Annotated in this window: 12 protein-coding genes; 2 read left to right on the top strand and 10 right to left on the bottom strand. The window is 70.5% G+C overall.

The window, feature by feature from the left end:
• Positions 1–54: 54 nt before the first annotated feature.
• The 3 genes from Cba03nite_RS36155 to Cba03nite_RS36145 are packed head-to-tail and all read right to left on the bottom strand — an operon-like array spanning position 55 to position 7,285.
• Positions 55–3,513 (bottom strand): hypothetical protein, encoded by a 3,459-nt coding sequence (locus tag Cba03nite_RS36155; protein WP_203756487.1) that lies wholly within the window; start codon positions 3,511–3,513, stop codon positions 55–57.
• Positions 3,510–6,176 carry a hypothetical protein gene (locus Cba03nite_RS36150; protein ID WP_203756485.1) on the bottom strand — a complete coding sequence of 889 codons (2,667 nt, stop codon included), beginning with the start codon at positions 6,174–6,176 and terminating at the stop codon, positions 3,510–3,512. The genes Cba03nite_RS36155 and Cba03nite_RS36150 overlap by 4 nt, the downstream gene beginning before the upstream one ends.
• A 2-nt stretch (positions 6,177–6,178) precedes the next feature.
• A complete protein-coding gene (locus tag Cba03nite_RS36145; RefSeq protein ID WP_203756484.1) occupies positions 6,179–7,285 on the bottom strand; it encodes a hypothetical protein in 1,107 nt (368 codons plus the stop codon).
• Positions 7,286–7,519: 234 nt separating this feature from the next.
• On the opposite strand from Cba03nite_RS36145, the gene Cba03nite_RS36140 reads away from it, so the two are divergent.
• Positions 7,520–9,415: a DNA/RNA non-specific endonuclease gene (locus Cba03nite_RS36140; protein ID WP_203756482.1), complete on the top strand. Its 1,896-nt coding sequence runs from the start codon at positions 7,520–7,522 to the stop codon at positions 9,413–9,415.
• Between the two features lie 82 nt (positions 9,416–9,497).
• Here Cba03nite_RS36140 and Cba03nite_RS36135 read toward each other — a convergent pair whose 3' ends face one another.
• The 6 genes from Cba03nite_RS36135 to Cba03nite_RS36110 all read right to left on the bottom strand — a co-directional run bounded on the left by Cba03nite_RS36135 (position 9,498) and on the right by Cba03nite_RS36110 (position 17,899).
• Positions 9,498–14,549, bottom strand: coding sequence for an nSTAND1 domain-containing NTPase (locus Cba03nite_RS36135; RefSeq protein ID WP_203756479.1), 5,052 nt, complete (start codon positions 14,547–14,549; stop codon positions 9,498–9,500).
• 289 nt (positions 14,550–14,838) lie between these two features.
• Positions 14,839–15,258, bottom strand: coding sequence for a Rieske (2Fe-2S) protein (locus Cba03nite_RS36130; RefSeq protein ID WP_239126278.1), 420 nt, complete (start codon positions 15,256–15,258; stop codon positions 14,839–14,841).
• Positions 15,259–15,635: 377 nt separating this feature from the next.
• Positions 15,636–16,115, bottom strand: a complete 480-nt coding sequence (locus tag Cba03nite_RS36125; protein ID WP_203756476.1) for an SRPBCC family protein — start codon at positions 16,113–16,115, stop codon at positions 15,636–15,638.
• On the bottom strand, positions 16,112–16,435 hold the full coding sequence (locus Cba03nite_RS36120) for an ArsR/SmtB family transcription factor (protein ID WP_203756475.1): 324 nt from the start codon (positions 16,433–16,435) through the stop codon (positions 16,112–16,114). Before Cba03nite_RS36120 ends, Cba03nite_RS36125 begins: the two co-directional genes overlap by 4 nt.
• A 229-nt stretch (positions 16,436–16,664) precedes the next feature.
• Entirely contained in the window at positions 16,665–17,432 is a 768-nt protein-coding gene (locus tag Cba03nite_RS36115; RefSeq protein ID WP_203756474.1) for a tRNA(His) guanylyltransferase Thg1 family protein, read from the bottom strand.
• A complete protein-coding gene (locus Cba03nite_RS36110) occupies positions 17,429–17,899 on the bottom strand; it encodes an AAA family ATPase (protein WP_203756473.1) in 471 nt (156 codons plus the stop codon). The genes Cba03nite_RS36115 and Cba03nite_RS36110 overlap by 4 nt, the downstream gene beginning before the upstream one ends.
• Positions 17,900–18,312: 413 nt before the next feature.
• Here Cba03nite_RS36110 and Cba03nite_RS36105 point away from each other — a divergent pair, with 413 nt between their 5' ends.
• Positions 18,313–18,459 carry a hypothetical protein gene (locus tag Cba03nite_RS36105; protein WP_203756471.1) on the top strand — a complete coding sequence of 49 codons (147 nt, stop codon included), beginning with the start codon at positions 18,313–18,315 and terminating at the stop codon, positions 18,457–18,459.
• 127 nt (positions 18,460–18,586) lie between these two features.
• Here Cba03nite_RS36105 and Cba03nite_RS36100 read toward each other — a convergent pair whose 3' ends face one another.
• Complete coding sequence (locus Cba03nite_RS36100) at positions 18,587–18,856, bottom strand: DUF6959 family protein (protein WP_203756468.1); 270 nt, start codon at positions 18,854–18,856, stop codon at positions 18,587–18,589.
• Positions 18,857–18,977 lie beyond the last annotated feature (121 nt).

The following is an 18,977-nucleotide window of genomic DNA, read 5'->3' as shown; positions in this document are numbered from 1 at the left end:
CACATTCATGCTGTCATCGCGGACACCGGCAGCTGCCGCAAATGCCGCATCCGCTTAGAGATGGGGCAGCGCAACGGTATCGGTGAAGACGGTCCGCTCCCTGACTTCGCCGGCGGTGCCGGTTTTCAGCGTGACGCCCGGCTGCGCGATCGTGTTGGGCAGCAGCTCCACCTCGCGGATCCGCAGCCGGAACTCGCCCGGCCCGTTGGGCAGGGACACCTGTGAAGACCAATGCAGGTTGGGAGACAGGCCGGCGGGCTTGGCCGGAAACGAGACGAGCTTCGTCCAGGCCGCGACACCACTGACCACGTCGCCCACTTCGACCAGATCCACCTGCTCGGCAGGCATGCCGGCGGGGCGGCGGCATCGCTCGATGATCAAGTCGACGCGGTTGAGGGCCGTGGCCGACGAGACCGGGCCGCTGAGCCTGACCGTGTACTTGTCCGCCTCGCGGGTCACGGTGAGGGTCCGCTCGGGCATGACAGGCACCAGGTCCGTCCGGGCCACCTCCGACAGCCACAGGCCGTCAAGGCTGTTGGGCTGGTAGCGGGCGACGGCGAGCTGGACGAGTGTGTGGTCGAAGGCCGCCGTGAAACCCACGTCGCACAGCCAGCTCTGCTCGCCGCTGTGGAAGACGGGCGCGTGCGGTTTGACGACCGCGTCCACTCCGGCCTCGGCGATGCGCAGGGTCCGTCGCCCACCACTGCCACTGACGATGTCATCGGCGAACGGGCCGCCATGGAGGAACCCGAACGACGGGTAGAGCGGATCGTGCCCGACCAGCGTCACGAAGTCATCCAACGCGCTGGACTCGTCGCCGTCGGGCCGCACGATGACGCCGACCATCTCACCGACGCCGGTGGTGTGCCAGGGTGGCTGCAACGTGAGCCGCACCCGGGTGCTCATGCGCTTTCTCGTGAACACCGCCCCCGGGGTGTCCAGGTTGCCGGTCGTCGCCCACTCGAAAGCCGGCGTCGCGGACAGCATGATGGGCGGCGCGGGCCTGCGCGAGCTGAGCACGACCACCGGTGGTGGCTTGCTGACACGGGTGAAGGAGGCCGGGTCCGAGCCGCGGAAGTACTCCCGGAACCGGCTGACCGCGCTCAGCGTGTAGTTGACCGTCCGATGGCGCGTGTCGCCGAACTCGTGCCGGAAAAGCGTCTGCGGCTGCGGGGAGTCGTCGGTGCCCAGGCTGAGGCTGGTCACCGGTGCATCGGACACGTCGTCCCAGCTCGCGGTGATGTCCAGCTGAGCGGTGCTCTTCGGATCCAGCAGCGGCGAGTTCGGGTGGAGCGTGACGAAGGTCTGGCCTTGCTCGCGATGCGCCTTCAGCACCGTGTCGGGCGCCCGCAGCGGGCGCTGGACCGCGTGCACGAACGTCACCGTCCGGGCGGGGGAGAGCATCGGGTGCCGGCCCTGCCTGGCCGTCTCCATCGACACGCCCGGCAGGTCAGCCTGCAGGGCGAAGTCGTCGATGATTCCCTCCAGCGGAAATGTCGACAGTTGCAGAGTGATCCGCTCGGCCGGGGCGACACGGACCAGCAGCCGGCCGTCGGCCTGCCACGCCGCCTGCGGCCGTCCGGGCGGCATGGAGGTGAGGTGCACCTTCTTCGCCGTAAGCGCAGGCCATTCACCCTGCCAGGTCATCGCCGGCACGGCCGGGGCGTCCGGCCCGAGGTCGACGACGGCGATACCGCCGGCCGCCGGGTCGGGCAGCTCGCCTCGCATCGCTCGCCGGGCCCAATCCCATGTCAGGTGGGGCTGTGTCTGGTCGAACCTGCCGTGCTGTTCGGCGATCGTGAGAGTCGTCGACGGCGGCAGCAACTGCCGCTTGTCGTCGAGGCGGTAACCGAACTGAGCGCTGTACTGGGCGATGTCCAGCCCTCCGGCCGGATCGCTGCGCACCACGACGTGCTCGACGCTTTCGCCCGGGCCGAGCTCCGTCGGCGCGACACCGTCGAGCAGGGCCACGACGGGGGCGAGCATCGGCTCGTACCGGCCGTAGAAGATCGCCGGCGTCTGGTAACGGCTCGGTGTGGGATCACCCGGTTCGAGACCGCCGCCGGCGATGTCGGCCACTCTCGCCCGCAGCGCGTAGTGCCTGCCGAAGCGCAGCCGGGGCAGCGTCTTCGGCGCGGCTTTGAACGACATGCTGAGGTTCATGCCGGGTCGCGGCGGCGGTGTGGCGCGCGGCCCCAGATCGAAAGGCGGCGGGGGCGTCGCCAGACTCCAGCCCCTCCAGGCGGCGACGATCTCGTCGGCGTGCAAGCCGCTGTCGTCGTGGATCGCCGCGTTCGTCTTGATGTGGCCTTCCTCGACCTGCTGCGGTGATGCCACGACGGTGAACTCTTCGCTGATCCCCCCGTCGGCGAGCCGGTCGTGCACCCGGTAGACGGCCTCACGCCGCTGCAGGGAGAACCAGTCGGTGCCGCCCAGCTGCGGCAGCAGGTCGATGCGGTAACCGAGGAGCAGGTCGTCAGCGGTGAGGTCCTCGGCGAGCACGTCAGGCAGCATGCGGGTCGCGCGGTTGAGCCGCTCGGCCATCTCCTGGCCCCGCCCGCGAAACACCAGCTGGAACCCGCCCGAGCGCACGGCGGGCAGCGTGGCCGGCTCGCCGGGCCGGGCGGTCATGGCCACCGCGGCCTCGCGCAGCCGCTGCGCCGATACATCTATGTCGACGGTCGCGACGTCCCATCGAAGGGACCCGGCGGCGTCCCGCCGGTCCAGCGTGACCATTCCGGCGTCCACGTTCGCCGTCGACGCCGGCAGGAACTGCGCGCCGAATCCGGTCCTGGGCGAGACGACCGCGGGCAGCGGGGCGGCATGACCCGGCCACCGGACCCGGATCGTCCCTCCGGCCAGGGCGGACAGCTCGTTCGCGTCGAGGGTGAGTTCCAGGATGAGCCCCAGTGCCCGCAGCACTGCCGGGTGCTCCCGCAGCAGCGACAGGGTTCTGTGGAAACCCGCCGGTTGCGCAGCCGCCGGCGGGCCCGGTGGGCCGGGCGGCGAGGTGGCCGCGGGTTGGCTGTCGATCGGATGGTCCGTGCCGGCCCAGTGTGTGTCGAGCAGCGTGCGAACCCTGCTCGCGTACGCCGCGCTCTGGTGTCCCTGCTCGATGGTGATCGGGGTCTGGGACGCGCCTTTGAGCGTGCTGGCGATCGCCTGCGCATCGCGCGAGGTCGGGTAGACGGTCAGCGAGGCGGGCGCGGGCGGCGCCGGGGTATCCCCGCCGCTCTCGACCGTCAAGCCGTCGGTCAGCTTCTCCCACAGCCCGCTCTGGAACCCGATCGCCGGGGTCAGGTCGCGGGTCAGCGCCGGGAGTGTGTCCGCGCCCGTGCCGGGGGCGAACACCTCGACCCGCACCGTGCCCTCTCGCAGCTGGCTGGGCGGCCACGACGCCATGCCGTGCGCGGACAGCGGACCACCGTCGAGCTTCGGCACGATGAGGACCCGCAGCAGCGCGCTGCCCGACTTGACGCCGCCAGGAACCGCGACCCACAGCAGCTGGCTCACGCGAACGCCTCCCAGTAGTTTTCCCATGCCTTCTGCCGGGCCGCGTCGTCCTCGGCCGGCAGAGCCTCATCCGGCGGCGCTGCCGGGGCGGCACCGCCGATCAGTTCGAACTGTCCGCTGTCGACGGTCACGGTCTCCGAGTAGAGGGTCAGGTCCAGCTCGATGACGAGCGAGGCCCGGCCGGTGAGCCTCGGCGGCGGGTCGGAGAACGTGAGGTTCACGCGCAGGTCCACCGAGACCGTGACCAGCCCCAGCAGCCGTACGGAGCCGCCGATGCGGATGAACGCCTCCAGCGCCGTCGAGCCGTCCGCGCGGTGCACGAACCGTACGCCGCCCAGGGCATGCACCTCCGCCTGGGCGACGACGAAGTCAAGCGCGATCATCGCGCCGAACTCCATCGACAGCTCGAGTTTCGACGGGGTGTCGCCGACGATCTCGACCGCAACGTATCCGCCGCCGCCGAATCCGCTGACGGTAAGGGCGAAAGGCTGCTCCCGGCTGGCGAACCCGACCACGACCCGCACCGGGTTCTGCGCGAACGGCACATGCACCGCGGCCAGGACGGCGATGTTGCGCATGACGAACATCCCGGCCGGTGCGTCCGGCAGGCGCAGCTGGTAGCCGACGACGATCTCAGACGACGAGACGCTGACCGTCGGGCCATGCCCGCCGAGCACGGACATGACCCGTTTCTGCAGTTCCTGCAGCAGCTTGAGTTCGCCACCGAACTCGATGCCGAACCCCGTGAGTTCCAGCTTCATCGGCTCGCCCGGCCGCTGGGTGAACCGCACCCTGTCGAAGGTGAGCGTGATCAGCGGTGAGCTGGGCGGCAGGGCCAGGGTGAAGTTCGACAGGGTGCAGGTGTTGGGTGGCTCCGGCGCGCCGGGCGGGACGGGGCCGGCGCCCACGACCAGGTCCAGCTGTGGTGGTGGCCCGCCCGGCTTGGGCCGGAACGGCCCGTGCGGCACCAGTTTCAGGTCCGCCCAGCGCATCTGGACGGAGACCGCCTGCCCCACCCGCCGCTGCAGGATCGTCGGCGGGGCGGGTTTCGGGTTGGTGCCGGTGTCGATGAGGGAGGCGAGCGGAAAGCCGAACAACGTCGCCCCGCGGAACGCCTCGCCCAGCGCCGTGCCCAGATTCGGCTGGTCCGGCAGCACGCTGCTGGCGACCGGGCCGAGGTCGCGGGAGATGCCGTCCGCGTCGAACCTGGGCGCCACCAGCGCACCGGACCGGTCGGTGTTGCCCGTGAAGTTGACCAGGACAGGGGCGTCGAAGCGCAGCGGCACCTTGGGGACGGCCTGGCCGGCGCGCAGCTCGGGAGCGTACGTCACCGTTCGCGCTGCCTCGTGCCCCGCCCCGGGGAGCAGGGATCGCAGCGCGGGCAGCACCACCGCGAACTTCTCAAGGTCGGGGCGGAACCCTGCTCCCTGGGCCTTGCCGTCCAGCGTCAGCGAGTGGACCTCGTGGATGTCGCCCGGAAGCCCGCCAGCGCCCAGCATGTCGAGCTCGACACCTGCCATGCCGACCGTGGCGAGTGGACGCCAGGCCGACAGCGCGGCCGCACCCGGTTCCGTGCTCGGCAGACCGACGAAGATCATGGGGATGGAGAAGTGCAGGTCCTTGCCGCCCGAGCGGCAGCGGACGGGGATCCGCAACGGCGCACCGCCGCGCCTGGGGATGAACGGCAGTGACAGGTCCTGCGGCGGCACGCTGTCGATGAGGAAGGACTGTCCCAGGATCTCGACTTCGTCGAAGGGAAACGTCCGGGTGCGCAGCCCGGTGCGCAGCGGTTCGAGGATCACCAGCACGTGACGCGCTTGCAGCGCGGCGGCTGTTCCGTGCCGGGTGGGAGACACCACGGGCAGGAACGCGCGATTGGTGAAGACCTGGAACACGGCGCGGTGGCCGAACGGCCAGAACCGGCCCTGGTTGGTCACCTCCACCCGGTGGTCGCGGCCCAGCACCATGTCGTGGCTCCACGAACCGGCCGTCCAGGTCGCCTCGGCGGTCAGCGATCCGCCCAGCGCGCTCAGTTCCAGTCGGGACACTCGCGGCAGCGACTCGGCGCTTTGCATGGTGATGAACGAGCGCTGCCCGTCCAGCGGCACCGTCTGGAACAGCGGTCTTGCCGGCATGCCGCTGCTCTGGGTGAACTCCAGCGGGGTGACCTTCAGGCGGGCGTCCGTCCGGCTGCCCTGCAGGGCGCGCAGCCTCGCCTGCCACAGGCCGACCGTGTCCGGTCCGGGCCCGGCCACCGGCTCGGCGGGGTGTTCGGACACCATGCCGGGACCGGCCTGCGGGTGCGGCCGCAGCTTCAGCCCCCACGGCAGCTCCACCACCGACTGTTCGGTGACGTCGGCCAGTGCTGCCAGCAGGCCGGCGACGGTCAGCTCGACGGCGTTGCCCGGGGCGATGCGGAAGGCGAGTTCGCTGACGCCGGCCAGTCTAGAGTCGCTGTGCACCTTGCCGGGCGTGAAGAAGCCGGTCAGGTCCGTCGCCTGCTCCAGGATCGCCTGCGGTGGGAAGGTCAGCGTCACCGAGGCCGCCTGCGCGGTGGCCACCAGCGTCGGCACGGGTGTGCCGGGGTGCACCTCGCACCCGTCCCAGCGCACGGCCAGCACGACCAGGTCTCGGCTGCGGACCAGCAGGTAGGCCGACGTCACGGTCAGCCTTCGCTGCGCGAGGCGAAGGCGTACATCAGTCTGCCCTCCGCCACGTGCGCGATGTGCGCATTGCCATCGATGTCGATGTCCAGGCTGGCCCAGTCGCCGCCGTCGGCCACGTCCTGGATGGCGAGACCGGCGCTGCCGACCCGGGTGGCCAGCCGCAGCTTTCCGCCGGAGCCGTACGCGACGCAGAATCCGTTGTTGAAACTGATGGCCGGTGAGGGCTGCACGTTGACGCCGTCCAGGTCGCTCGCCACAGTCCCCAGGGCCGGCAGGCCCGGGCCGTTGCCGAACATGAAGACCTTGATCGCGCGCTCCTTGCGTTCGTAGTACGTGACGATTGCCTCGCCGGTGATCGAGTGCGCTATCGCCGGGTACTCGCCCACGATGTCGCCGCCGACGGCCTCGATCGTCTCCGTCTCGTCCGGTCCGTCCTCGAAGTCCCTTAGGAGAGTCGACAGGCGCAGCCGCCGTCTGTTGCCGCCCGGCAGATCGTCGAAGGCGGCGATCCGCAGATTGTCCTCGTGGTCGAAGTCAAGCGTGGCGAACCAGCCCTTCTCCGTGCCGTCGGCCTCCTCGACCGGCACGACGTTCTTCTTCCACGTCGGCGGGTTCTGCGGCGTGGCGCGCCGCCTCTGCTTACTCGCGTGCCACAGCGACAGGCCGGCCTGATAACACAGATGCGGCGCCCACTGGAATGCTTCGCCGTCGTGCGCCGGATCTTCGAAGAATCCGCGGTAGAGCCTCAACGCCGGAAACCGCACGGGGCCTGGGAAAAGCCCGGCCTTCGTCGGGACGTCCTCGAACTGCCAGGTCGCCCGTCGGACCCCGTAGACCAGGTGGTCGGAATCGGCGTTCACGAAGGCGATGTGTGGTTCGCCGCCCCCGTCGAGCGCGAGCGAGACACGGTAGGCGTCGTGGGTCGCCGCGCCGCCCGGCACACTGCTCAACAACCATTCGCCGTCCACCCGCTCGGCGAGCATCACGGCGCCGGAGTCCGTGGTGTAGGCGATCAAGGGCTGGTTGCCGTCGCCGGTCGCCAAGCAGACCTGGCCTCTCACGGCACCGGATTCGTCGACAGGTTCGGTGAAGAATTCGAAAGGCATAACGCGCATCCTTTGCCTGCGGCGACGCGACCACGTCGCCTGAACCATACCAACATCTGGCCTCTGACCTGCGGAAACGACACGGAGGCGGCTGATCGGGGGTCAGCCCTGCCGCCGGTACGGTGCGGCGACGGGGCCGTCCTAATCGGGTCCCATACGAAGATTGGTCGTATTACCCTCAATGTGGCATTGATAGGGGGATGGGAAATGCGCCGCTTCCAAAGCGAATCGATCATGAAGGACGAGCGTCTGGTATCCGAGATCGCCGAGCTGCTGCCCGAGATGGAGAGCCAGCTGTCCGGTCTGCCCAACGGACATGCCCGGCACGACGTCAGCCTGCTCGCCGAGACACGGGACCCGATCACGGCCGAGCGCGCCGTACGTGAGGCCCTGAGCCGAGAGTCCCGGGTGGAGGCCATCGTTCAGCGGCTCGGCCGGCCCACCCTGCTCGTCCGCAACGACACGTTCGAACTGCCGCAGGCGAAGATCTGGCGCTCGCGGCTGTATCCCGCCAAGTCGCGCCTGGACGCGGCCATCCGCTCGGTCGGGCGGCTGGAGGTGACCGGCCTGTCGGTGCCGTACGCGGGAACCGCCTGGATGATCGCGCCCGGCATAGCCGTGACCAACCGGCACGTGGTCGCGGAACTGGTACGGCCTCGCGGCGGCGAGTTCGTGTTCCGGGCGAGCCCGATCGGGCAGCCCTTGACCGCGCGGCTGGACTTCAAAGAGGAGTACGCGGGCGTGCGGCCGTTCGAGGTGCGGGTCAAGCGCGTGCTCTACGTGGCCGATCAGGGCGCCGACGCCCCGGACCTGGCGTTCATCGAGCTGGAGGCGCCCAAGGGCCGCCTGCTGCCGCCGCCGGTGCCGCTCTATGAAGGCGAGCCGCAGCCGGGCCAGGTGGTGGCCGTCATCGGATATCCGGCGGAGGATCCGCGCAACAGCCTGCTGGACCAGACCCGGCTGTTCGGCGGCATCTACGACGTCAAGCGCCTGGCGCCGGGCGAGGTGATGGGCAAGGTCGACCGTAAGGTCTTCACGCACGACTGCACGACGCTCGGGGGCAGCTCCGGATCTGTGGTCATCGACGTCGAGACCGGCGGCGCGCTGGGCCTGCACTTCGCCGGCGAATACCTGGACGCCAACTACGCGGTGACCGTTGCCGAACTCCGCCGCCATCTGCAGAAGCTGGACGGTACGGCGAAACGGGCCGTGAGACCGCAGTCGGTCAGCCTCGCCCAGACGCTCAAGCCGGAGCCCGAGGCGCGGGTGTCGGCGGCCTCGCTGCAGGACCGTCCGGGCTTCGACGAGACGTTCCTGGGCACCGCGGCCAACCTCAAGACGCCGCTGCCCGAGCTGTCCGCGGCGCTGGCCGAGGTCGCCGCCGTCGTGGATGCCGACGCCCCCGGCTCCGCCCGGCACCTGCTCAAGTACCAGCACTTCTCCATCGCTATGCACACCGAGCGCAAGTTTGCGATCTTCACTGCCTCGAACATCGACGGCTCACTCAGCCGCATGCTGAAGCGGGGGCAGGACCGCTGGAGCTTCGACCCGCGGCTGGACGCCTCACTGCAGGTCGGCAACGCCCTCTACGCGGGCAACGACCTCGACCGGGGACATCTGGTCCGCCGCCTGGACCCCGCCTGGGGCAGCCTGGAGGACGCGAAGCGCGCGGAGAAGGACACGTTCTTCTTCACCAACGCCACGCCGCAGCACATCGAGTTCAACCAGCACCTGTGGCTGGAGCTGGAGGACTACCTGCTCGGGCACGCCGACACGCTCGACTTCCGCGCGTGCGTGTACACCGGCCCGGTGTTCAGCGAGGAGGACCCGGAGTATCGCGGCGTGCAGCTGCCCCGGGCGTTCTGGAAGGTCGCCGTCATGGTGCACGCCGAGACCGGCAAGCTGACCGCCACCGCCTACACCGTGAGCCAAGCCGACCTGATCACCGACATCGAGTTCGTGTTCGGCCAGTTCAAGACATACCAGGTCCCGATCGCGCGGATCGAGGAGCTGACCGGGCTGCGGTTCGGCAAGCTCAAGAACGCCGATCCGCTCGCCCGCGAGGAGACCGTGCCGGGCGCGATGCCGCTGCACGAGCTGAGGCGGCTTGAGGACATCCGGCTGGCGTGAACCCGCGCCGCTGGACCACCGACCGCGGACACCGCGACCACTGATCGGGTCGCGGTGTCCGCGCATCCGCGTGCGGGCGGATTCAGGCGGGGCAGACGACCGCGAGCAGCTGATCTGCCGGCAGGTACGCGGACCTCTCCAGCGGGGTGAGGTCCCGGCCGACGGCTGAGCAGATCTTGTCGATGGCGGCGACCGGGTCCTGCGAGGGGATGCTCCAGAACCGCGCCTTGCCGTCGTAGCCGCCGGTGGCCAGGGTGCGCCCGTCCGGGCTGAACGCCACCGACCGCACGCCGCTGCTGTGGCCCGTCAGGGTGGTGCGGGCCTGCTGGGTGGCCAGGTCCCACAACCGCACCGTGCCGTCGTCGCTGGCCGTGGCCAGGGTGCGCCCGTCCGGGCTGAAGGCCACCGCGTTCACCCAGCCGGTGTGACCGGTCAGCGTGGTGCGGGTGTGCCCGGTGGCCGGGTCCCACAACCGGACCGTACCGTCGGAACTGGCCGTGGCCAGGGTCCGGCCGTCCGGGCTGAACGCCACCGACGACACCAGGTCGGTCTGGCCGAGGGTGGCGCGGATCTGCTCGCTGGACAGGTCCCACAGCTGCACCATGCCGTCGTAACCGCCGGTGGCCAGGGTGCGCCCGTCCGGGCTGAACGCCACCGAGGACACCGGGTCGGTTTCGCCGAGGGGGGCGCGGGTCTGCCCGGTGGCCGGGTCCCACAACCGGACCGTCCCGTCGGAGCCGGCCGTGGCGAGGGTGCGCCCGTCCGGGCTGAACGCCACCGCCCGCACGGGGCCGGTGTGGCCGGTCAGGGGGCCGCGGCGGGCCTGCCCGGTGGCCGGGTCCCACAACCGCGCCGTCCCGTCGGAGCCGGCCGTGGCGAGGGTGCGCCCGTCCGGGCTGAACGCCACCGACCACACGGGGCCGGTGTGGCCGGTCAGCGTGGTACGGGTCTTCCCGCCGGCCGGGTCCCACAACCGCGCCGTCCCGTCTTCGCCGCCCGTGGCCAGGGTGTGCCCGTCCGGGCTGAACGCCACCGACCACACGGGGCCGGTGTGGCCGGTCAGCGTGCCACGCTCGGTGGCCGGGTTCCACAACCGCACGGTGTCGTCGGAGCTGCCGGTGGCCAGGGTGTGCCCGTCGGGGCTGAACGCCACCGCGTTCACCCAGCCGGTGTGGCCGGTCAGGGGAGTGCGGGCCTGTCCCGTGGCCGGGTCCCACAGCCGCACCGTTCCGGAGCTGGCCGTGGCGAAGGTGCGCCCGTCCGGGCCGAACGCCACGGCCCCCATCGTGCCGGTCTGGCCGGGCAGGGTGGTGCGGGTCTGCCCGGTGGCCGGGTCCCGCAACCGCACGGTGCCGTCGTCGCTGGCCGTGGCCAGGGTACGCCCGTCGGGGCTGAACGCCACCGACCTGACGCCGCTGGCATGGCCGGTCAGGGTGGTGCGGGCCTGGCCGGTGGCCGGGTCCCACAGCCGCACCGTCTTGTCGTCGCTGCCGGTGGCCAGGGTCTGCCCGTCGGGGCTGAACGCCACCGACAACACGTCGCCGGTGTGGCCGCTCAGGGTGGCGCGGGCCTGCCTGGTGGCCAGGTCCCACAGCCGCACCGTTCCGTCCTCGCCCCCGCCGGCCAGAGTGCGCCCGTCCGGGCTGAACGCCACCGACCTCACGCCGCGGTTGTGATCGGCCACAGGATCGAGCTCTCCTCCGGAGGTCACACTCCACAACACCACTTTGTCGTCGCCGCCGGTGGCCAGGGTCTGCCCGTCGGGGCTGAACGCCACCGACCTCACGGGGCCGGTATGGCCGGTCAGGATGATGAGGGTCTGCCCACTGGCCGGGTTCCACAACCGCGCCGTCCCGTCCTCGCCGCCGGTCGCCAGGGTCTGCCCGTCCGGGCTGAACGTCACCGCCCACACCGGACCGGTGTGACCGGACAGGGAGGTACGGGCCTGCCCGGTGGCCGGGTCCCACAACCGCACCGTGGCATCGTCGCTGCCGGTCGCCAGGGTGTGCCCGTCCCGCTGGAACGCCACCGACCACACGAGTGCGGTGTGGCCGGTCAGGGTGGTGCGGGTCTGCCCGGTGGCCAGGTCCCACAGCCGCACCGTCTTGTCGTGGCTGCCGGTGGCCAGGGTCTGCCCGTCCGGGCTGAACGCCACCGACAGCACCTCGCTGGTGTGGCCGGTCAGGGTGGCACGGGTCTGCCCGGCAGCCAGGTTCCACAGCCGCACCGTGTGGTCACCGCTTCCGGTGGCCAGGGTCTGCCCGTCGGGGCTGAACGCCACTGACCACACGCGACCGCTGTGGCCGGTCAGTGGGGCGCGGCGGTTCTGCCCGGTGGCGGGGTCCCACAGCCGCACGGTCTTGTCGTCGCCGGCCGTGGCCAGGGTGCGCCCGTCGGGGCTGAACGCCACCGACAGCACGTCGCTGGTATGGCCGTTCAGGGTCATGCGGATCTTCCCGGTGGCCGGGTCCCACAGCCGCACCGTCTTGTCGTCGCTCGCCGTGGCCAGGGTGCGCCCGTCCCGGCTGAACGCCACCGACAGCACCCCGCCGGTATGGCCGGTCAGTGTGGCGCGGGGTCGCCGGGTTGCCACATCCCACAGCCGCACCGTCTTGTCGTCGCTGGCCGTGGCCAGGGTGCGCCCGTCCGGGCTGAACGCCACCGACAGCACCCCGCCGGTGTGGCCGGTCAGGGTGATGCGGGCCTGCCCGGTGGCCGGGTCCCACAGCCGCACCGTGCGGTCGGCACTGCCGGTGGCCAGGGTGTTCTGGTCCGGGCTGAATGCCACCGACCACACGCTGCTGCTATGGCTCAAGCGGCGCCGGAGAGGCAGCGCTGCGGCGCCGTACAGGCTGGCGATGGCTTCCGTGGTGGGATTGGTCCGGTAGGCCAGCACGGCCAGCAGCGAGGCCAGATCGGAGTTGGCGTCGATGAGCGTGGTGGATTGTGCGGCGAGCTGGCGGGACTGAGCCTCGCGCTTCGCGCCGTCCGCGGCCTGCTTCGCGGCGACAGCGGCCTGTTTTGCGGCGACCGCGGTCTGCCGCAGCCACCCGGCCACTCCGGTGGTGGTGAGGGTGACGATGAGCAGGCTGGCCAGGATGACGTTCAGGCGCCTGGCACGCCGGTGTCCGGCCTGCTGGCGTTGATGGCTCGCCGTCAGGAAGACCCCGATGTCGCGGGGCAGGTGGCGCTGCTTGGACCAGTCGAGGCCTTCAGCCAGGTCGGTGCCGTGTAACAGGTCGTCGGGCTGCTGGCGGTGCGCCCAGCGGATGCGCTTCTCGTCGACGCGGCGCAGCCAGTCGTGGAAGTCGTGGTCCTTGCTGACCCAGTCGCGGAGGGTGTGCCAGTCGCGGATCAGGGTGTCATGGACCAGTTCGGCGACCGGGAGCGCGGGGGCGTCGAGGGGCTGCCCCGTGGCGGGGACGGCGTGGGTGGTGACGATCCGCTGGCTGGTCAGAATGGCCAGCACCTCGTCTGCCTGGTTGGCGGTCCGGTCGGCGGAGGCGGGGTCGTCCGCGTCGGCCAGTTCGCGTAGCACGTCCAGGGTGCACTGCTGCCGGACGCCGGGGATGTGGTGGGCTTCGTCGGCCGGGCGGACCAGCGCGGTGAGGATCCGCTGCGCAGCAGGCCGCTGCGCCGGGCTCAGCTGGTTGATCGCGGTGTCGCACCAGGTGGCCAGGCTGCCGGTGACGCCGCCGATGCGCTGGTATGCGTCATGGGTCAGGTAACCGTCGTGCCGGCGCTGCCACAGCTGCTGCAGCGTAAGTTCCAGCAGCGGCAGCATGGTGATCGGCGCGTGGTGGCCGGAGGCGTCGGGGCCTGCGGCCAGCATGTCGGTGATGATGCGTTCCACGAGCCCGTCCTGGCAGCGCAGTCCCACCGCCGCCGCCGGTTTGGTGACGATGTCGTGCAGATCCTGAGTGCTCAGCGTGGCCGGCACGTTGACCAGGCCCGGTGTCAGCGCCTGCAGCAGCTCCGGCGCCTGTGCGGCCAGCTGCGGGTAGAAGTCGTCGCGCATCACCAGCACCAGGCTCAGCGGGGCGGTCGAGTCGAGCGCCGCCAGGAGCTGGTCAAGCACGTCGCGAGACGCGGCGGCGTCCCCGGCGGCCGGTGCGGTCAGCAGCTCCTCGAACTGGTCGATGATCAGCAGCAGGCGCGCACCGGCCGGCTCGTCGGCCAGCCTGCGCTCGACCGCCGCGGCGATCGACCCGTCCTCGGCCCCCGGCAGCCCGGCGCGTTCGAGTCCGGCCGGCAGGTCCTGCCCCGGGCGGGCCAGCACGGGTATCCACCGGTCGCTGCCGGGCAGCGCACCGGTGGCCAGGGCGGGCAGCACGCCGGCTTGCATCAGCGACGACTTGCCCGCACCGGAGGGCCCGAGCAGCAGCAGCGCGCGCCGCGTCCCGGCCAGCGCGTCCAGCACGTGCTCCACCGCGCTCGTCCGGCCGTGGAACCAACCGGTGTGCTCGGCGGTGAACGGCTCCAGACCCCGGTAGGGGCAGACCTCCTGCTCGGCCAGTTCGGGCCATACCCGTCGCAGGGTCTGGGTCGGTGTGGCATAGGCGATGCCCGTGCCCCGCAGGTGGGCATCCGCCCGGCTGATCGAGGTGATCATTCCGATCACCAGACCGGTGACCTCATCGAACACCGGCCCACCGCTGAAGCCGGTCGTCAGGTCGTTGGCGTCGGTCAGCTGCAGGAGCTCACCGGCACCCGGGGCGGAAAGCAGGTCACAGACCACCCCGGAGCCGAAGTGGCCGCCGGGAGGGGCCTGGGCGGGGAACCCGAACGAGCAGACCCGGCGCCCCCGGCACCCCGCCGCGGATCCCAGTCCCGGCACCGAGGCGTCCGGTGGCACGCTGTCCAGCTGCACCAGCGCGACATCCTCGGCCTCCGGCTCCCGCCATGACGAGGCCAGCACCTGCCCGGCCACCCGCGGCGCACCGTCCAGATGGGGGAAGGCCAGCCACAGCCGGCCATCCGGGCCGCCCCCGGCAGCCACCACCACATGCGCGCAGGTGACCAGCAGGCCGGGGCCGACCAGGAATCCGGCCCCGGCCACCTCGCCTTCGGCGCCGAGGACCTGCGCGACAGCGCCGGCTCGCCCCGAACCCGGTACGTCGCTGGAAGTCGCCACCACCATCTCCGTCCATTGCCACCCGGCTCGGCCGGCATCGTGGTCGGTGTCGCCGTTCTGCCAGGCCGGGCCACGCCCTCAGACGACGGCTCGCGGCTCGCCTCGCCGAACGGCTGCCTTCACCGGGCGTCTGCGGCGCCTCAGCCCGGTCCCAGCCGCCACCCTCCAACCACATCTGAGCAGGCTCCGTATTGGCCGGTCAGCGGCGGATCGCGGCGCCATTGTGCCCAGCCGATGGACAGCACGCATACCGCGCACCGGTTGCTCGCACGCCGGTGGAGTGGCGTGCTCAGCCGAGGATGATCTGCCCGTCCTTGACGGCCACGGCTGTCGAGCCGAGCGGCAGCGTGGCCGGGCCCGCGAGGACAGAGCCGTCGGTCGCCGAGAAGCGGCTGCCGTGGCAGCGGCAGATGATCTGGTCGTTCTCCACGGCGGCGACCTGGCAGCCCCAATGTGTGCAGATGGAGGTGAACGCCTTGAAGTCACCTGCGGAGGGCTGGGTGACCACGACCATCGCGGTGCCGTAGACCTTGCCCCCGCCGACCGGGATGTCGGCGGCCGGCCCGAGCGCGACGGGATCGGCCGCGGGTGTGACGGGATCGGCCGCAGTTGCGGCTGAACCCGCTGCGGCGGCGGAGTTCGCGCCTGCCAGGCCCCCTGCGGCTGCCGCGCCCACACCGGTCAGCAATGTTCGTCTTGTCGAACCCATGATGCGCCCCCGTTGATCGACAACACGCATCGTAACCCGTTTGCCGCATCAGATGTCCTTTTTGCGTCATTGGGCGGGTGTCGGCAACCGGAAACGGCGGTTACGCCGACGCCGTGGTCGGCTGAAGCTGATTCGCCTTTGGTCAGAGGTCGGCGCGGGTCGGTGGGATCAGCGTCGCCGCGATCGCCTGCGGTCGTGTCGAGCCGGTCGTCGAGGCGCTCTCCCGCGCATGACAAGTGGAGCGTGCCAGGGCCGGCGGGCCAGAAGCCACTGGCCGCACCGCGTGGTGCAGCCAGTGGCCAAGAGGTTCCGGATCGTTGGCGCGGTCAGGAGTCCCGGCCGCGCCACCATCGCGGGCGTTCGTCCGCTGCCGGGGCTTATGCCTTGTCGAACAATGCGGTGTACCGGTCCAGGTACAGCGGCCAGCCCTCCTCGTGCTCGACGCCGTCGCGGAGCGACTCCCACCCTGGGCCGTGCCGGTCGATGTTGCGGTGTTCGAGGTCGACGCGGGTCCGGTCCGCGGTCTCGGCGGTGAAGGTCACCTCGACTTCGCTGGTGAGTGCGGGATCGGGTTCGACCTGCCAGGTGGGGCCGATGTCCCAGCTGAACACGACCCGGTGCGGCGGGTCGTAGGCGAGGATGCGCGCCCAGCGGCATTCACTGCCGTCTTCGGCGCGGTCGACGATGTTCCCGCCCACTCGGGGTTCGAACACGGTCTCGACGATCGGCGCGCCCAGCAGGCTGTGCTCTCGTGGTTTGAAGTCGCCGAACCGGTCGGTGAACACGCTGAACGCTTTCTCGATCGAGGCGTCGACCACGACGTGGCGACGCACCACCGCAGAACCTGGCTGTGTCATGACTTCTCCTCTGGTTTGTCTTCGACGGTGTTCTGGAAGCCGTCCAGCGCACGGCGCCAGAACGTGTCGAGCTGATCTCTCAGGGCAGCCACCCCGACCGGATTGAGCCGGTAGATCCGGCGCGTGCCGACCGGCTCCGCTGAGACGAGCCCGGCCTCCTTGAGCACCCGCAGATGCTGCGAAACGGCCTGCCGGGTGATGGGTAGCTGGCCGGCCAGCTCCCCGACGTCTCGTGGCCGCTCGGCCAGGCACTGCACGATGGCGAAGCGGCTGGGATCACCCAAAGCCTCCCAACCCTCATGTGCTTTGAAAGTACCCACTAACGAAAGCTAGGACTTTCATAAGCGGGATGTCAAGGCTGCGGCCTCTGGGAGAAGGGGACCGGGCCACCGTGCGAGTGGAAGGGGGCAGCCGCAGTTGACGCTTACCGGCCGTTTCCGCGAGCTGTGCAGACAGTGCAACGTCGTGCGCTCAGCAAGCGTAAAGCAGCTCCGGCCCTGGCCACGCGCTACGACAAGAGAGAGTTCATGTACCAGCAGCGTGCAACGTTCACCGGCGGGTGGGAGCCGGAGCGGTGGCGACCTGCTCGATGAGGCTGCGGTAGGCGTCCTTCATGGGGAGTTCGCGTTCGACGGCGATCCGCCGGCGCGCGGCTGTGACCTCGGTGCGGCGGACAGGGTCGTAGCCAGGGTGGTCGTAGACCTCCCACCACATTCCGATGCCGCGGCGCTGCCAGGCGGGCAGATCGTTGAAGTTGATCCCGTGGCGAAACAGCAGCTCGTTCTTGTCTGCGGTGCTGGTTCCGTCCAGCACGCGGGTGGCCTCCTGGCGGGACTGACCGGCGTTGCGCAGCGTCCAGTAGCACCACCCGTTGAGCGCGCAGCGGGCGGCGTCGGCCTGCCGCCAGGAGAAATAGTCGACCACGTCGCCGACGGTGATGCCGAGCCATAGGCGAGAGTCGAAGTGAGCCGGTTCGCCGAAGGCGTGGGTGAACGCGGCGCTGGCGATGCCGGCCGAGATCGAGACGAGTTTCTCCACACTGCGGCCGAACAGGTCGAAGCCGGGGTGTAGCAGCACGGAGATCTCGTCGCTTTCCGTGAAGGCGTACCGGGCGCCCAGTTCGGTCATCAAGGTCTGAGCAGTCGTGACCATCAGTTCGGAGAATCGGGGATCGAACGGCTTGTCGAAGCGCTGTTCGGTGAAGCGGGAGAAGCTCCGGCCGTCCAGCCGCAGCACCGTCCAGGCGCCGGGCAGCACGGTCAGCCCGTGGAAGTACTCGCGGGCGCGTTGGACGGCCTCGAATTCGTCGGCGTTCACCTGACGTGGTCCTCCTGGAGCATGGCGTCGACGCAGAAACCGCCGACGCCGTCGAACCTGACCGTGAAGAGCTGATCGAACCCGTCTGCCAGGCGGGGCTGGCGCAGTCGCTTGAGGGTCGCGTACAGCCCGACGTCCGGGACGCGGGTGCGCTCGTCGCGAGCGGCGTTGCGGGCCGACGCCGCCGCCCGGTCCGGCGGAAACCAGTATCCGACCACCGTCGCGCCAGACCGGCACGCGGCCTCGATCAATGGCTGCCACTCCTGCGGGGACGGGTTGGTGTTGTCCACGACAACGCTGCGTCCGGCGCCCAGGGCCTCGCCGACCAGCCGCATCTGTCGGCGCTGACGGTGGCGCGCGTTGGGGAAGGCGTCCTTGCTCACCACGACATGGCTGGCCGCCAGCGTCTGCCGGCAGAACGTGCTCTTGCCTGACGCCTGCAACCCGACCAGGATGGCCAGTTCCACGACCACACGCCCTCTCACCATGACCACAGGGACAGGCCGACCCGAACGGCTCCGATCGGATGACGTGTCTCTGCCACGGCGGACAGTGTGCCCGATCATGAACCTAGGCTTCCACCGCGTATCCCGAGGCCGGCCCTCGCAGGCGAGCAGCTCGACCGGGTTCTTGGGCCTGTCCGTTCAAGGACTCGCCGACCGCCGCCCAGGCGTCGAACGCATGGTCATGTCGGTGGCCACGTGTGGCGTCTGGGAACGGCCACGGTTGGCCCTACGCTCATGGCCGGCCCGTCGGTCGGCGGGTGTAGACAGCGCGATACCGCACTGGCAAGATCGCCGACCATGAGCGATCAGGAACAACATGTTCGCCACCAGCAGCTGGAGATGCTTTCAGTCGCGTAGTCGTGGCCGCGGCTGCCGTGACATGGACGGCCGTCGAGCACGCCGACCCGGCCGAGGTCGCTCTCCGGACCGCCCTGGCCGAACTGGCCGCGCTGCTCCGCATCGACGACGGCTCGCGGGACGAGCCCGCCGAGCAGGTGCTGGTCGATCCGGGGATCGTCTGACCCCGGCAGCCACCCAGGCCACGCCGTGAATCACCCCGGCCGCGCATCCGCAGCCATGCTGAGTAAATGGGCAACTGCAGACGTCCGACCACGCCGGCGAGGTGCTAGGGAGGTAGGAAGGAGCGCTTCAGTACGGGCGGCGAAGTCCGCGCGAGGCGAGTGCCTGTTCGTACCGGTGCAGGATCTCGTCGAAGTCGTTGATCACAGACTGAAGCTGGCCGAGAGCGTCGGAGCTTGCCGGTGACTCGCTCAGCAGCGACGCCGCCTCGGCGAGCTGAACGCGCAGGTTTGCGAACGTGTCGCCTTGGATGAGAATGCCGGGAAACGCGCGGTGCGGCAGGCGCACGACGGCGTTGTTGCCTGCGTCCGTGAACAGGTCAGCCTCGATAACCGTCATCCGCATCCGTCCGTGGTCCTTGCGGTGCCCGTAGTCTCGGGCCTCGCGGGCTCACCGCGCTGGGCTAGCGAGTGTCGAGGGTACGCGCGGCCGTGGTGGCGAGCTTCGGGTTGGTTGGTGC

The organism is Catellatospora bangladeshensis (assembly GCF_016862575.1).
Lineage (GTDB): Bacteria > Actinomycetota > Actinomycetes > Mycobacteriales > Micromonosporaceae > Catellatospora > Catellatospora bangladeshensis.
This window is presented reverse-complemented; position numbering and strand designations above follow the sequence as displayed.